This is a genomic window from Kitasatospora sp. NPDC056327, assembly GCF_042261735.1.
In the GTDB taxonomy this organism is placed as follows: domain Bacteria; phylum Actinomycetota; class Actinomycetes; order Streptomycetales; family Streptomycetaceae; genus Kitasatospora.
Genome location: NZ_JBHJRC010000209.1, coordinates 1 through 14705, shown reverse-complemented (window position 1 = coordinate 14705; position 14705 = coordinate 1). Strand labels below are relative to the sequence as shown.

Genomic DNA, 14705 nt, shown 5'->3' with positions numbered 1-14705 from the left:
GGGGGGGGGCACGATCGGAGGTGCTCGTGCCTCGCGGCGGCCGCCCCCGGCGCCCCGGGATCTCCCGGGGCGCCGGGGGCGGGCCGGGCTCAGGCCCGGTAGGCGACCAGGCCCATCATCCCCGCCTCCCCGTGGTAGGCGTTGTGACAGTGGGTCATCCACCGGCCGGGGTTGTCGGCGTCGAAGTCGCAGGTCACGGTGCGGCCGGGCAGCACGATCGCGGTGTCCTTGCGCGGGCCGCCCTCCCCGAGGGAGAAGGTGTGGCCGTGCAGGTGCATGGGGTGCCACATCGCGGTCCGGTTGACGAACTCCAGACGGACCCGTTCCCCCGCCGCGACGAGGAACGGGCGCGCGGTGGGGTTCGCCATGTCGAAGGGGCGGCCGTCGAGCGCCCAGTCGTACCGCGCCATGCCGCCGGTCAGCTCGATCCGGTGGGTGCGGTCCGGCTCACGGGCCGGCAGCCGGACCTCGTCCGCGGCCCGCAGGTCGGCGGCGGCGAGGATCCGGCCGTCCAGCTCGGCGGGCCGGTACGCCGCGGCCGGCGCCTCGCCGCCCGCGGCGGTGCGGACCAGCGCGCGGCCGGCGGCGTTCTTCCCCTCGGCGAGCGCGGTCAGCGGGAAGACGCCGTCCCCGAGGGTGACCAGCACGTCGTAGCGCTCGCCCATGCCGACGAGCAGCGCGTCCACCTCCTCGTGCCGCACCGGGAAGCCGTCGGTGTGGGTGACGGTCAGCCGGTGGCCGCCCAGGGCGAGGCGGTAGGCGGTGTCGCCGCCCGCGTTGACGATCCGCAGCCGCACCCGGCGGCCCGGCGCGGACCGGTACACCTCGGGGTCTCCGGCGGTCCGGCCGTTCACCAGGTGGTGCGGGTACGCGACGTCACCGGCGTCACCGCCGAGCAGGTCGCTGGTGGCACCCATCAGCATGAACGACGGCGCGGGCGCCGACGGGGCCGGGCCGCCGCCCGTACCACCGGCACCGCCCGTCCCGTCCATGCCGTCCATGCCGCCCATGCCGTGGCCGGACATCCCGCTCATGTCGTGGCCGCCGCGGGACGCGCCGCCGCCCATCCCCTTGCGGAGTTCGGCGAGCGCCTGGTCCGGGGTGCCGGTGACACCGTCCAGCCAGTCGTCGAGGACGACCACCCACTCCTCGTCGTACGCCAGCGGCTCCCGCGGGTCCTCCACGATCAGCGGCGCGTAGAGGCCGCGGTCGAGCTGCAGTCCGACGTGCGGGTGGAACCAGTAGGTGCCCGGCCGGTCGGTGACGAAGCGGTAGGTGAAGCTGCCGCCGGCGCCGACCGGACGCATGGTGACCGGCGGCACGCCGTCCATGTCGTTGCGCAGGGCCAGGCCGTGCCAGTGCAGCGAGGTCGGCACGGGCAGGTTGTTGTTCAGCGTGGCGACCAGGGTGTCGCCGGCCGTGGTGCGGATCGCGGTGCCCGGCAGGGCTCCGTAGGTCCAGGTCCGGGCGGTGGTCCCGCCACCCAGGTCGACGGTGTCGGCCGTCGCGGTGACGGTCACCGGGCGCTCCCGGCCGGTCGCGGTCCGCTTCGCCTCGGTCTGTGCGACGGCCGTGGCGGACGGCTCGACGAGCGGCGGCGGCTTCGGTCCGTCCGCGCAGGCGGCGAGCAGGCCGGCGCCGGCGGCGCCCAGGCCCGCGAGCAGCAGGGAACGGCGGTTGACGGTGATTTCGGGCATCGAGGTCCCTCGGGTGAGTGCGCGTCGGCACGGCGGATGTCGGCCGTGCCCGTGGACAGGCCTGCCCGGCGGCGCGGGGGCGGGAGTGACCGGCCCCGGCCGCCGTGGAACGCCTATGTGCGCGAGATCGAGAGGGCGTCGAGGTCGGGCGGGGGCGCACCCGGCCAGGGGATGCCGGGTGCGGTGACCGGGCGCGGCGCCGGGTCGGCGAAGGCCGACGGGGCGAGGCCGTCCGGCGGTGGCGCGTCGAGGAGGGCGCCCCGGGTGGGCACCGTCGAGGAGCAGACCCGGTGCTCGGCACAGGCCTGGGCGGGACGGGCGGCGACGGGACCGGCATGACGGGCGGGCGCCGGCGGGGGTCCGGACCGCGCGGATCCGTGGTGGACGGACCCGGATGGGGACACCGGTGCCGGCGGAGCCGCGTGCGGACCCGGGGCCACGGCCGCGCGCGGGGCGGACACCGACGGGGACATCGCCGTGTGCGGGGCGGGCGTCGCCCCGGCCGGGAGTGTGTGGTGCCCGATCAGCCCGAGCGCGGTCAGCAGCAGGAGGACGAGCGCAGCCACCGGACGGCCGCGCCCGCGGAAGCGGGGGGCCGGGTCCGGAGGCATGGCGGCCACTGTACCCCGCCCGGGTATGTGGACCGGGTAAGCGCACCGCTGCCGCCGGGCCCGGGCCCGGCGCGACGGCCCGCTACCCCTCCCCGGCCGTCCAGCGGACCAGCGGCGGGCGGACGGCCGCGCACAGCGGCTGCCCCTTCGCGTCCGTCAGCCCGAGCCGGCCGACCAGCCGGCCGGCCGCCACCGCCGCCTCCAGGACCTGCCCGTCGACGGCGTCGAGCATGAGCTTGGCCCGGCGGAACATCGTGAGGCCGCCGGATCCGTCGGCCTCGCCCCACACCAGGTAGACGAAGCGCTGCCCGGGCCGGCCCTGGACATGGGGGCCCCTGAGGTCGGTGCCGCCGGAGAGCGGACGCACCGTGCACTCCAGCGTCCAGTGCGCCGAGCGCGCGTCACCGGGCTGCGGATCGAGCAGTTCGCCGGGGCGCTCGCGCCGCTGGACGGCGACGTGCACGTCCCGGTAGCCGGGAAAGCCCGGGGCGGCCGGGCAGGTGCGGCCCGGGAGGTCGTCGGCTTCGATACGGATCTGCACCCGGACAGCCTGCCCCGTGCGGCGCTCGCGGCGCCACCGCCGGGCCCGCGTCTACAGCTCCCGGAGACCCTTGCCGAGGGTGACGAGCCCACCGGCCAGGGCCAGGCCGAGGACCACCCGCCGGGCGCCGCGCTCCGGGACCCGCCGGGCGAGCGCCCGGCCGACGGCCGCGCCGAGCCCGAGGGCCGCCGCCACCACCCACCAGGCGGGCGCCGCCAGGTGCGGCACGCCCTTGGCCGCCAGCGAGAACAGGTTGACGGTCACGCCGTAGAACTGGGCGTTCGGCACGAACTCCCGCGCGCTCCAGCCCGTGTTGACCGCGTAGAGGGAGACGGCGGGGCCACCGACCCCGGCGGCGGAGTTCATGAACCCGCTGGCCGCGCCCGCCGCCACCGCTCCCCGCCGACCGCGCAGCGCGGAGACCCGCAGCCCCCGGATCACGAGCAGTGCCGCCGCGCTGACCAGCAGTCCGATGCCGATCAGCAGCACCGGTCCGGACACCCGCCCGGCGACCCACGCCCCCGCGGGAACCGTGCACGCGGCCGCGCCGATCAGCGGCAGCATCCGGGCGAGGCGCACCTGGCGCCAGCTGTCGGCCAGGCCGACGGCGCTGATGAGCCCGGCGGCGCAGTTGGACAGCGTCACCCCCTCGCCCGGCCCGAGCAGCAGGACCAGCGCCGGGCCCGCGACGAGCGCGAAGCCGACGCCCGCCAGCCGCTGCACCGAGGAGCCGGCCAGTACGACCAGACCCAGCAGCAGCACGGTTGCCCACTCGTCGGCCATGGTTTCCCCTCGTCCCCGGCTCCCCCGGTCTCCCCGGCTCCCGGGACCCCCGGTCCTGCCGTCCTCCGGGCAGGCAGGTCCCGGCACAGGACCGCACCACGCGGCCCGGCGGGCCCGCCGGGCCCGTGCGCGGCCCCACCGTACGCGCGGCACGGCGGCCCGATCGAGCGGATTTCGCCGTCGGACCCCCACGAACTACTACAGGTCTGTAGAGTCATGTCGACGGCCCGCACAGGAGGGGAAGACATGGCAGACGACCCGCGCCCGCACACCGTGGCGACCCGCCCGGCCACCGCCGCCGCCGGGTGGCAGCCGCCCGAGCACGAGGTGGAACCGGCCTACCAGCCGGTCCAGATCAACCGGACGGACGGCAGCTGGTCCGTCGGCCGGATCAACGCCTGGTGGCGGCCGGGCGGCGGCGCGCAGGCGTGGTGCCGCGTCCGGGCCCTCGGGCGGGGCGAGGCACCGGCCTGGATGCCGTTCGACCCCGAACACCTGCTGCTGCTCCCGGCCGGCGGCATCTGACCCGGCGCACCGACGCCCGGCACGGCCACGACCGGGACCGGGGCGCGACCTCGGCTGCGGCTGCGGCTACGGCTGCGAGTACGACGGCGGCCGGTCCGCCGGCGGCCGCAGCCGCAGGAGGTCCACCACCTCACGGTCGGTGACGTCCCGGAAGTCCCCGTACCAGGGCCCCGCCGCGTGCACGTACCGGGTCTCGTGCAGACAGAGCAGTTCGTCGACGGTCCGCCGCAGCGCCACCGCCGAGCGCGCGTCGCACACCGGCGCGGCCAGCACCAGCCGGTCGGGGCCGCGGCCGCGCAGCGCGTGGACCGCGGCGTGCACGGCCGGGCCGAACAGCACGCCGTCGGTCACCAGCACCGCGGTCCGGCCCTCCAGGGGCAGCGGCGGCCGGTGGTCCCGGTACAACTTCTCCAGCCGGTGCAGTTCCACCCGCTGCCGGAGGACCTCGGCGGCGACGTCCTCCTCCCCGATCCCGAGCCCGCGCATCGCCCGCCGGTCGAGCACCGGCGGCTCCTCCCCCGCGAGCGCGCCGACCGGCGTGCCGTTGCCCGGCGCGGTCACCGGGCGGGCCACCACGACGTCCAGCGGAGCGGCCAACGCCCGCGCGACCTCCAGCGCGACCGCCACTCCCCCGGGGGCCAGCCCGACGACCACGGCCGCCTCCCCCGCGCGGCCCCGGAAACGTTCGCCCGCCCGCCGTGCCAGTCGCCGCCCGGCGTCGCTGCGGTTCACGAACAGAGCGGTCACGTCCTCCTCCTCACCGCCCCCTGTCACCGCGCACCTACCCCGACCCGCTTCGGGTACACACGGCCGCTGACTGCGGCCGCGCCACGGGCTCACTGGAGTGGGAACGGAGGAACAGTCCCTCCGATCCAGGGAGTCGTCATGGATCGCCGGGCGAGACCCGAGGAGCCCCGGCGCACGGCCGCCACGCTCGACGGGACGGCGCACGCCGCACCGGACGGGCGGACGGGGACGGCGGAGGCCCAGGCGCACTGGGAGTGGGAGGTCTCCTGCCCCGAAGAGGGCGAGATCCTGATCGGTGCCACCACCTACTACGACAAGGAGGCCGCCCGGCACGCGGCTCAGCAGCACAACCACGGGTTCACCCCGCGACACCACGCCCACATCCAGCGCGCCATCGAGGACGGTCCCCCGCACTGAGCGCGCCGGAAACTCCTGGACGAACGGGCCGCGACGACGGCACCACCACGGGGACCCGGCCCGCGGCCCCCGGCACGGACCGTCAACTCCCACCCACCCGCCGCCGGTTCCGGGAAGACCCGGGAGCACCCGGCGTCGCGGCGCTCAGGCGCTCGCGTCCGTGGAGGAACGGACCACCAGCTGCGGGGCGAAGCGTTCGACGCGCTCCGTCCGTTCCCGGGAGGGGGCCTGAAGGAGGGTCAGGGCGCGCTCGGCCATCTCCGCGAGGGGGTGGCGGATGGAGGTGATGGGCGGGTCGAGGAGTTCGAGCAGCTCGGTGTCGTCGAACCCGGTGACGGCGATCTGCCCGGGCACCGAGACCGCCGCGCGCTGCAGGGTGCTGACCAGACCGACGGCGAGGACGTCCGCGCCGCAGACGACGGCGTCCACCTCGCCGTGCCGCTCGGCGATCCGGCGGCCGGCGGTCCGGCCGGCGTCGGTGGTGAAGCTGGGCAGCAGCACGGTGGTGGCGTCGGCGCCGCGGGCCCCGGTGAAGGCGGCGAGGCGCTCCGCACCGGAGGAGGAGGCCTGGTCGGCGGCGACCAGGGCGATCCGGCGCCGGCCGAGGGCTTCGAGGTGCTCCAGGAGCAGGCCCATCGCGGCGGCGTTGTCGAGGGTGACCGCGACGGTGCCGGAGCCGGTGGCCCAGCGGTCGAAGAGGACGACGGGGGCGCGTTCGGCGGCGGCCCGGACGGCGGGCCCCGAGGCACCGGCGGAGACCGGGACGACCAGCAGGCCGTCGACCCGGCCGCTGAGCAGGGTCTCGATCTGCTCGGCCTCGATGGCGGTGTCGTTGGCGGCGTCGGACACGACCAACTGTCCACCCGCGGAACGCACTTGCTGGGCTATGGCGTCGGCCAGCTGGACGAAGTACGGGTTGGCGAGCGAGGGGACGACGACGCCGACGGTGCCGGTGCTGCCGGTGCGCAGCGCCCGGGCGGAGTGGTTGGTGCGGTAGCCGAGGCGCCGGGCGGCCTCCTCGACGCGGCGGGCGAGGTCGGGGTCGACGTTGCGCGGTGTGCCGGCCAGGACGCGTGAGGCGGTCGCGCGGGAGACGCCGGCGGCCGCGGCCACGTCGAGGAGTCGGGGCGCTGTCACGTAGGAGTCCTTCGCGATCGGAGGCGGGTTCGGCGGGGCTCGGGCGGCTCCCCCGCCGGCCCCGGTGGTCCTGAGCTGGCGGAATTGCGCAGCACGAGGGTACTTGACGGTTCCGGGGGCCTGGGCCAGAGTGTGGGAGATCGATCTCCCAGAGGAGTGCAGATGCCGCCCATCACCGTCGTCGGTTCGGTCAACCGCGACCTCGTCCTGACCGTCGGGGACCTGCCGCGCCCCGGCGAGACCGTGCTCGCACGGGGCTTCGTGGAGGGCGTCGGCGGAAAGGGCGCCAACCAGGCCGTCGCGGCCGCCCGGCTCGGCTCCCGGGTGCGCCTGGTCGCCCGGGTCGGCACCGACGCCGGCGCCATCCTGCGGGCGCTGGCCGCCGAAGGGGTGGACGTCGGGGCGGTGCTCCCGGTACCGGAGAGCACCACCGGGATCGCCTCGGTGGTGGTCGACCGGGACGGCGAGAACACCATCGTGGTCAACCCGGGCGCCAACGCCGAGCTGTCGGTCGCGGACCTGCCGGAACACCTCGCCCGGTCGGCGGGCGAGGTGGTGCTCGTGCAGCACGAGATCGACGCCGAGGTGGTCGCCGCCGCGGTGCTGCGGGCCCGGGCCCAGGGCGGTACGGTCGTCCTCAACCCGGCTCCGGCCCGGCCGGTCGCCCCGGAGGTGCTGGCCGCCGTGGACGTCCTGGTGCCCAACCTCGGCGAACTCGCCACCCTGCTCGGCGCGCGGACGCCCACCGGGCCGGACGGGGCACGCGCGCTGCTGGAGCGGGCCGCCCTGCCCTGCCGGGCCGTCGTGGTGACGCTCGGCGCGGACGGCGCGCTCGTCAAGCAGCCGGGCGGCCCCGCGGTGCACCTGCCGGCCCCCGTCGTGGACGCCGTCGACACCGTCGGCGCCGGCGACACCTTCTGCGGCGCCCTCGCCGACTCCCTCGCCCGGGGGGCCGGCCTGCTCGCCGCCGCGGAACGCGCCGTCCGCGCGGCCTCGCTGGCCGTCACCGGTCTCGGCGCCCAGTCCTCCATGCCGACCGCGGACCAGCTCGACACCCCCACCGCGAGCTGACCCCGCCCGGCCCCGGTCCCCCACCTGCCGGGGCCCGGCCCACCTGCTTCCCCGATCCCCCTTTCCACGATCCCCCGAGAACCCTCTCCCCCTCGCACCACCCCAGTTCAACGGAGAACACCCCATGCGCAACCTCAAGCTCGGCCTTTTCGAGAACGCCCAGACCAACGCGAGCGGCACCGCCACCTGGCGCCACCCCGACAGCCGCCGGCACCTGTTCGACACCCTCGGCTACTGGCGCGAGGTCGCGCAGATCTGCGAGGACGCCAAGCTGGACTTCCTCTTCCTGGCCGACGCCTGGGGCTGGTCGGAGATCAACGGGGTGCGCCCGCCGATCGCCACCGAGGAGACCCTGGACCTGCCCCGGCTCGACCCCTTCGTGATCGCCTCCGCGCTGCTGGCGAGCACCACCGACCTCGGCCTGGTGGTGACCGGCTCGGTGCTGGTGGAGCCGCCGTACGCGTTCGCCCGCCGGCTCGCCACCCTGGACCAGCTGTCCGGCGGCCGGCTCGGCTGGAACATCGTGACCACCGGCACCGCCGACACCGCGGTCAAGGCCTTCGGCATGGAGATGGTGGCGCACGACGACCGCTACAAGATGGCCGAGGACTTCCTCGACCTGGTCTACAAGTACTGGGAGGGCGCCTGGGAGCCGGACGCCCTGGAGAAGGACAAGGACGGCCGCTTCGCCGACCCGGCGAAGGTGCACCTGGTCGAGCACCAGGGCCCGTACTTCCGCTCGCAGGGCTACGGCAACACCGCCCGCTCCCCGCAGGGCACCCCGGTGCTGTTCCAGGCCGGCGCCTCCCCGGCCGGGCGGCGGGTCGGCGGGCAGCACGGCGAGTGCATGTTCGTCGGCAGCGGCTCGGTGCAGCAGCTCGCCGGGCACACCTCGGCGATCCGCGAGGAGGCCGTGCGGGCGGGCCGCCGGGCCGACGAGGTCAAGGTGATGTCGGCGTTCTCCTGCGTGGTCGGCGCCACCACCGCGGACGCCGAGCGCCGCTGGCAGCGCATCCTGGACGCCCAGCGTCCGGAGGTCACCGTCGCCAGCTACGCCATGTTCACCGGCCTCGACCTGTCCTCGTACGCGCCGGACACCCCGATGTCGGAGCTGTCCACCGAGATGTCGCAGACCCAGGTCGCCCGGTTCGCCGGCCGGACGGTCGGCGACGTGCTCGCCGACTGGCACACCCACGGCGTCGGCGCCCGCCCGGTGGTCGGCACCGCCGAGGAGATCGCCGACGAGATCTGCGCCCTGGCGGAGGGGGCCGACCTGGACGGCTTCCTGCTCTCGCCGACCGTGCAGCCGGCCTCCACCACGGAGTTCGTCGAGTCGGTGCTGCCGATCCTGCGCGCCCGCGGTCTCTTCCGCGGCGAGTACGCGGCGGGCGAGTCGCTGCGCGAGCGGCTGACCGGCGCGTCCGACCGGGCGCTGCCCGCCAGCCACCCGGCCGCGCAGTACCGCCGCTGAACCACCCACCCGCGACGAGAGGACGGCGACGACCATGGTCACCCCTGCCCACCACCCGGCCCCGGCCGCCGGGACCGCCGCGGCCACCGGGACCGCTGCGACCGATTCGACCGCCGAGCTGAACGCCGCCGCGCTGCGCCAGGCCTTCGGGGCCTACCCCACCGGCGTGGTCGCGATGAGCGCGCTGTGCGACGGCGAACCGGTCGGACTCGCGGTGAGCTCCTTCGTGTCGATCTCGCTGGAGCCGCCGATGGTGGCGGTCAGCGTGGCCCGCACCTCGGCCACCTGGCCCAGGCTGGTGGAGGCGCCGGTGCTGGGGCTGAGCGTGCTCAGCCACGGCCAGGGCGCGCTCTGCCGGCGGCTCGCCTCCCGCGCGGGCGACCGTTTCGACGGCACCGCCTGGCAGGCGACGCCCGAGGGCGCCGTCCTGATCCACGACGCGGCGCTGTGGCTCACGGCCCGGGTGAACGCGGTCTACGACGGCGGCGACCACGAGATCGTCCTGATGGAGCTGCTCACCGTCGAGCTGTTCCCCGGGGTGGAGCCGCTGGTCTTCCACACCAGCCAGTTCCGTGAGCTCACACCCCATGCCTGAGATCCCCACGACCCCCCTGGCCGGCTCCGCCGCCCACGGCGTCGCGGTGCAGGACGGGCCGGTGCACGGCGTCGCGCCGCACCACGCCGTCGTCCGCGGCACCGTGGTGCACGGCGCCGGCCGGGGGCGGGGCCTGGGCTTCCCCACCGCCAACGTCTCCCCCGACGGCGGCACGCCCGTCCCGCCCCCCGCGATCTACAGCGGCTGGCTGTCCCGCCGCACGACCGGCACCGTGCACCGCGCGACGATCAGCATCGGCACCAACCCCACCTTCTGCGACACCCCCGAGATCCACACCGAGGTGTACTGCCACGACACCCCGGGCGACCTCTACGGCGAGCGCGTCGACCTCTGGTTCGTCGCCCGCATCCGGGACACCGAGCGGTTCGGATCCGTCGACGAGCTGCTGCTCGCCGCACGGGAGGACGTCCGCCGCTCCGAGGCCCTGCTGGACTCCGCGCACGGACGGCACGTCCGCGCCGGCCTGAGCTGACGCCACGTCAGCGCCCCTCCTTTCCCACCGCTTGGCGCGCAGCCCCCGCCCTCACGACTGCGCCCTGCGCCCTCGCGCCCGGTCGGCCCCGCTCCCCCCGCTTCGGCGGGGCCGACCGTCCTTCCCCCACCTCGCTCCGCACGAACAAAGGTGTGAGTCATGAGCGCATTCCAGTGGCTGAACGAGCAGTTCAGCTTCTTCGGTCTCCCCGTCTACTGGTCCGACTTCCTGGGCAACATCCTGGCGCTCGCCACCGTCTGGCTGGCCCTGCGGCGCTCGCTGGTGGCCTGGCCGGTGCAGATCCTCGGCTCGGTGCTGCTGCTGATCGCCAGCCTGAACGTGCACCTCGGCGGAAACGCCGCCCGGCAGATCGTGATCATCGTCTCGGCCTCCTGGGGCTGGGCGACCTGGAAGCGCAGCCGCGAGCAGGAAGGCACCATCAACGTCCGCTGGGCGTCCTGGCAGGAACGCGTGGTGCTGGGCGCCGCGATGGTGCTGGGGACCGCCGCGTTCGGCCTGGTGCTGAAGTCCACGGACGCCTCGTTCTACCCGGGCGCGCCCTGGTGGATGGTCCTCGCGGACGCCTGGATCTTCATCGGCTCGATCCTCGCCATGTACAGCCAGGCCCGCCGCTACGTGGAGTTCTGGTTCGTCTGGCTGGCCGTCGACCTGGTGGGCGTGCCGCTCGCGGTCCACTCCGAGCTCTACTTCTCCGGCATCGTCTACGGGATCTTCTTCATCATGGTGCTGCTCGGCATCCGCGACTGGGCGGCCAGGAGCAAGCCCCAGGAGATCGCCTCCCCGCTGGAGCCGGCGCTCCTCGTCGAGGGCCGCGACGACGCCCAGACCGGCGGCGGCCCGGCGCGCCGCTGATCCCCCGACCGCCGCAGCGGGCCGACCCACCCCCACGGGGCCGGCCCGCTCCGGCACGCCCGGGGCCGGGGCCGGTTCCGGGCATGCCGCAGCGAGCCGACCCCGGTGCAGGGATCAGGGTCTTCCCCGGGGGTCCTCGGGGTCCCGGTACACCGTCAGTACTACGGCCGGGAGGGTGTGTTCGTACTCGAAGGTGACGGCGGCGCGGTCGGGCGCGTGGTGTTCTGAGCAGGCCGGAATTCCGGCCGGTCGTGCACCCCCGCCCCTTGGAGGCTCCCCGTGAAATCCCGCTCCTCCCGGCATGCCCCGCGCCGGTTCCGCTCACCGCTCCGTGGTCCGGTGGCCACCGCCGCCGTCGCCGTGACCGCGGGCGCCCTCGCCCTCGGCACGCTCGCGGTGCCCGCCGTCGCCGCGGCCGGGGACGACTCCCCGGCCGCCGCCACCCGGACCGACCCCTTCCAGCGCCGGCTCACCGCCCTCGTCGCCGACGGCGGCGCGCCGGGAGCCCTCGCGGCCGTCCGCGACCGCAACGGCCGGACCCGCAACCACACCGCCGGGGTGGGCGACCTCGCGACCGGCGCCAGGGTGCCCGTCGACGGCCAGGTCAGGGCCGGCAGCAACACCAAGAGCTTCCTCGCGGTCGTCGTCCTCCAGCTGGTGGCGGAGGGCCGGGTGGACCTGGACGCCTCCCTCGACACCTACCTGCCCGGCCTCGTCCGGGGCGAGGGCATCGACGGCCGCCGGATCACCGTCCGCCAGGTCCTCCAGCACACCAGCGGGCTGCCGGACTACACGGACTTCCTGGAACTCTCCAACACCACCAGGTACTTCGAACCCCGCGAACTGCTCGACACCGCGCTCGCGCACCCGGCCGACTTCGCCCCGGGGACGGCGTGGAAGTACAGCAACACGGGCTACGTGATCGCCGGCCTGATCGTCCAGAAGGTCACCGGGCGGCCGCTGGGCGAGGAGATCACCAAGCGCGTGATCGACCGGATCGGGCTCAGGCACACCTACTTCCCGGTGCAGGGGGAGAGCGGCATCCGCGAGCGCCACCCGCACGGGTACTTCGCGGAGGAGCCCGGCGCTCCGCTGCTGGACGTCACGGAGATGGACCCCTCCTGGGGCTGGGGCGCCGGAGCGATCGTGTCGACCAACACGGATCTGAACCGGTTCTTCTCGGCACTGCTCGGCGGCGAACTGCTGCGCCCGGCCCAGCTCGCGCAGATGCGGACGACCGTGCCGGCCGACCCCATGGGCCCGGGCACCCGGTACGGTCTGGGGCTCGTGAGCCGCCCGCTGCCGTGCGGCGGGGTGTCCTGGGGGCACGGCGGCAGCATCCCGGGGTACGTCACCCGGGGCGGGGTCACGGAGGACGGCCTCGCCGTGAACATCGCGGTGACCGCCCTGGTCGCGTCCGAGGTGAAGCAGCGCATGGCGGAGGCCGTCGACGAGGCCCTCTGCCGCTGAGCCGGCCCGGTCCGGGAGGGCCGGCCGGCCGCGTCCGAGGAGATCCTCGTCCTCCGCTCCGGCCCCGACGGCCGCATCGCCGGGACGTGGGGCGTCGTCGGCCTCCTCACCCGGCTCCGGCAGCTCGGGGCCCTCCCGGCCTGACGGCCCCTTCACCGGGCACCGCGGCCGCGCCACTCCCCGCGCCGGCCGCCACCGGGCGGGTTCGTCGAGTGTCCGGACGATGCCGACCGTTCCGTTCCGGTCGATCTCCGGCCGGGGGGTGCACGGCCTCCGCGCCGGTCCGCTCCTCACCCCCGGCCGCGGCCCGGCAGAGCGCCGGGGCGCCGCTTGGATGGACAACTCCTCCTCTCCGCAGGCATGTTCGGCCGATTCCGGGGCAGGCCCCGCACGTACGGCCGGTGCTCCCCCGGAGGACCGGCGCACACCGGCGGCCGGAGCAGCGGCGTCGGCGGGGCCGCCCGTTCCCGTCGCTTTCCGGGCGCGCACGGATCGTTCGGGGCCCGATCCTTCCTATACTCCACCCCGGCCGTCCACCCCGGCCCCGCCCGGTCCACCCACCCGGGCCCCTGGCCCCCGACGACGTACGGAGCCCGCGTGCAGGCAACCCCCAGCGGTCCGGGCACCCCGGCCGATCCGGACGTTCCCGACACCTTCCTCACTCCCGTCGACCGCCTCTTCGTCCGCTCCCACCTCGGTCCGCCCCGAATCGACCCCGCCGCCTGGACACTGACCGTCGAGGGCCTGGTGGAACGGCCGCTGTGGCTGGACCTCGCGGGCCTGCGCGGACTGGAGCGGACGGGCCTCACCGCCTTCCACGAGTGCTTCGGCCACCCCGACCACCCGGACCTGCCGACCCGCGCGGTCGCCAACCTGGAGTGGTCCGGCGTCGCGCTGGCCACCGTGCTGGCCCTCGCGGGCCCGCGCCCGCAGGCCCGGCACGTCTGGTTCGAGGGTGCCGACCGGGGCTCCTTCGCGGGCGAGCACGGGCTGACGTACCTCAAGGACCTGCCCCTGGAGCAGGCCCGGACCGAGGTGCTGCTGGCCGACACCGTCAACGGCGCACCGCTGCCGCCGAGGCACGGCTTCCCCCTGCGGGCGGTCGCGCCCCGGCTGTTCGCCACCAACTCGGTGAAGTGGCTGACCCGGCTGGTGCTGGCCGATCACCGGCCGGAGCACCTGTTCACCACCCGTCTGTACACCCGCGTCCCGCCGGGCGGCGGTGCGCCGCGCCCGGCGCGGGAGGTCGACGTCAACAGCAGGCTGCTCGCCCCGCTCGACGGCGAGCCGCTCCCGGCGGGGCGGTACGAGGTGACCGGCCGGGCCTGGGGCGCAGAGCCGGTCGTCGCCGTGGAGGTCGCGGTCGACGACGGCGGCTGGCGGCCGGCCGTGCTGGACCCGCGCGGTGCGCGGCCCGTCTGGCAGCGGTTCGCCCTGGCCGTCCCCCTCTCCCCCGGCCGCCACCGGATCCGCTGCCGGGCCACCGACGTCCGGGGGCGCGTCCAGCCGCCGTCGGGCGCGCGGAACGCCGTCCACACGATCGGGGTGACGGTCGCCTGACCGCCCGCGCCTGCGCCGCCCCCGGACCCCCGGAGACCGCCCCGACCTGCGGGGAAGCGGATCCGGGCGCGGCGGCGCCACTCCGGCGGCCGGACGGCCGGCGGCGGCGCGGGAGCAGGCGCTCTCCCCCTCCGTCCGGGGCCTGTGCTGAACTGTCCCGACAGAGTCCGCGCACGACAACCGGGGTGAACGAGATGCCGCTTGAGGGCGAGTACCAGCCGAGTCCGGCACAGTGGGTCCGCGAACAGGTCGAGCTCTACGAGAGCTCCGGCGGGACCCGGGGCACCACGCTCCGGGACACCGGCCTGCCGGTGGTCGTCATCACGATGCGCGGCGCCCGGAACGGCCGGATCCACAAGGTCCCGCTGATGCGTGTGGAGCACGGGGGACGGTACGCCGCGGTGGCGTCGAAGGGCGGGCACCCGAGCCACCCGGACTGGTACTTCAACCTCCGGGCCAACCCCGGGGCGGAACTCCAGGACGGCCCGGAGCGGCGGGACATGACGGCCCGTGAGGTCACCGGGGAGGAGCGGGAGACGTGGTGGCGGCGCGCGGTCGCCGCGTTCCCGCCGTACGCCGAGTACCAGGAGAAGACCGACCGGGAGATCCCGGTCTTCGTGCTGGAACCGGCGGACCCGGACGGTCCGGCGGACTCCCCCGCGCCGGCGGCGGACTGAGCCCCGGGCCTGACCCGCGCCCGGACCGGAGCCGGGC

Annotated in this window: 16 protein-coding genes; 10 read left to right on the top strand and 6 right to left on the bottom strand. The window is 75.8% G+C overall.

Annotated features, from left to right (window positions below; genetic code table 11):
* Window positions 1-89 precede the first annotated feature (89 nt).
* The 4 genes from ACFCX4_RS25790 to ACFCX4_RS25775 all read right to left on the bottom strand — a co-directional run bounded on the left by ACFCX4_RS25790 (window position 90) and on the right by ACFCX4_RS25775 (window position 3632).
* Window positions 90-1697, bottom strand: a complete 1608-nt coding sequence (locus ACFCX4_RS25790; RefSeq protein WP_376146809.1) for a multicopper oxidase family protein — start codon at window positions 1695-1697, stop codon at window positions 90-92.
* A gap of 113 nt (window positions 1698-1810) precedes the next feature.
* Window positions 1811-2308 (bottom strand): hypothetical protein, encoded by a 498-nt coding sequence (locus ACFCX4_RS25785; RefSeq protein ID WP_376146806.1) that lies wholly within the window; start codon window positions 2306-2308, stop codon window positions 1811-1813.
* Between the two features lie 82 nt (window positions 2309-2390).
* Window positions 2391-2849 carry a DUF5990 family protein gene (locus ACFCX4_RS25780; protein WP_376146803.1) on the bottom strand — a complete coding sequence of 153 codons (459 nt, stop codon included), beginning with the start codon at window positions 2847-2849 and terminating at the stop codon, window positions 2391-2393.
* A 51-nt stretch (window positions 2850-2900) separates the two neighbouring features.
* Entirely contained in the window at window positions 2901-3632 is a 732-nt protein-coding gene (locus ACFCX4_RS25775) for a TSUP family transporter (RefSeq protein ID WP_376146800.1), read from the bottom strand.
* Between the two features lie 246 nt (window positions 3633-3878).
* Between ACFCX4_RS25775 and ACFCX4_RS25770 the strand changes: the two genes are divergently transcribed.
* Window positions 3879-4157 (top strand): hypothetical protein, encoded by a 279-nt coding sequence (locus tag ACFCX4_RS25770; RefSeq protein ID WP_376146797.1) that lies wholly within the window; start codon window positions 3879-3881, stop codon window positions 4155-4157.
* A 66-nt stretch (window positions 4158-4223) separates the two neighbouring features.
* Here ACFCX4_RS25770 and ACFCX4_RS25765 read toward each other — a convergent pair whose 3' ends face one another.
* Window positions 4224-4904: a phosphoribosyltransferase gene (locus tag ACFCX4_RS25765; RefSeq protein ID WP_376146794.1), complete on the bottom strand. Its 681-nt coding sequence runs from the start codon at window positions 4902-4904 to the stop codon at window positions 4224-4226.
* A gap of 138 nt (window positions 4905-5042) precedes the next feature.
* Here ACFCX4_RS25765 and ACFCX4_RS25760 point away from each other — a divergent pair, with 138 nt between their 5' ends.
* Complete coding sequence (locus tag ACFCX4_RS25760) at window positions 5043-5321, top strand: hypothetical protein (RefSeq protein ID WP_376146791.1); 279 nt, start codon at window positions 5043-5045, stop codon at window positions 5319-5321.
* Between the two features lie 144 nt (window positions 5322-5465).
* On the opposite strand, the gene ACFCX4_RS25755 is transcribed toward ACFCX4_RS25760, so the two are convergent.
* Entirely contained in the window at window positions 5466-6458 is a 993-nt protein-coding gene (locus ACFCX4_RS25755) for a LacI family DNA-binding transcriptional regulator (RefSeq protein WP_376146788.1), read from the bottom strand.
* A gap of 162 nt (window positions 6459-6620) precedes the next feature.
* Between ACFCX4_RS25755 and ACFCX4_RS25750 the strand changes: the two genes are divergently transcribed.
* The 8 genes from ACFCX4_RS25750 to ACFCX4_RS25715 all read left to right on the top strand — a co-directional run bounded on the left by ACFCX4_RS25750 (window position 6621) and on the right by ACFCX4_RS25715 (window position 14668).
* The gene (locus tag ACFCX4_RS25750) at window positions 6621-7529 is read left to right on the top strand and encodes a ribokinase (RefSeq protein WP_376146786.1); all 909 of its coding nucleotides are present in this window, start codon (window positions 6621-6623) and stop codon (window positions 7527-7529) included.
* A 124-nt stretch (window positions 7530-7653) separates the two neighbouring features.
* Window positions 7654-9000, top strand: coding sequence for an NtaA/DmoA family FMN-dependent monooxygenase (locus tag ACFCX4_RS25745; protein WP_376146783.1), 1347 nt, complete (start codon window positions 7654-7656; stop codon window positions 8998-9000).
* A 34-nt stretch (window positions 9001-9034) separates the two neighbouring features.
* A complete protein-coding gene (locus ACFCX4_RS25740; protein WP_376146780.1) occupies window positions 9035-9595 on the top strand; it encodes a flavin reductase family protein in 561 nt (186 codons plus the stop codon).
* On the top strand, window positions 9588-10088 hold the full coding sequence (locus ACFCX4_RS25735) for a riboflavin kinase (RefSeq protein WP_376146777.1): 501 nt from the start codon (window positions 9588-9590) through the stop codon (window positions 10086-10088). The genes ACFCX4_RS25740 and ACFCX4_RS25735 overlap by 8 nt, the downstream gene beginning before the upstream one ends.
* A 159-nt stretch (window positions 10089-10247) precedes the next feature.
* Window positions 10248-10961 (top strand): nicotinamide riboside transporter PnuC, encoded by a 714-nt coding sequence (locus tag ACFCX4_RS25730; RefSeq protein WP_376146774.1) that lies wholly within the window; start codon window positions 10248-10250, stop codon window positions 10959-10961.
* 339 nt (window positions 10962-11300) lie between these two features.
* Complete coding sequence (locus tag ACFCX4_RS25725; RefSeq protein ID WP_376146771.1) at window positions 11301-12431, top strand: serine hydrolase domain-containing protein; 1131 nt, start codon at window positions 11301-11303, stop codon at window positions 12429-12431.
* A 597-nt stretch (window positions 12432-13028) separates the two neighbouring features.
* Entirely contained in the window at window positions 13029-13991 is a 963-nt protein-coding gene (locus tag ACFCX4_RS25720; RefSeq protein WP_376146768.1) for a molybdopterin-dependent oxidoreductase, read from the top strand.
* A 194-nt stretch (window positions 13992-14185) separates the two neighbouring features.
* Window positions 14186-14668, top strand: a complete 483-nt coding sequence (locus tag ACFCX4_RS25715) for a nitroreductase family deazaflavin-dependent oxidoreductase (RefSeq protein WP_376146812.1) — start codon at window positions 14186-14188, stop codon at window positions 14666-14668.
* Window positions 14669-14705: the final 37 nt, after the last annotated feature.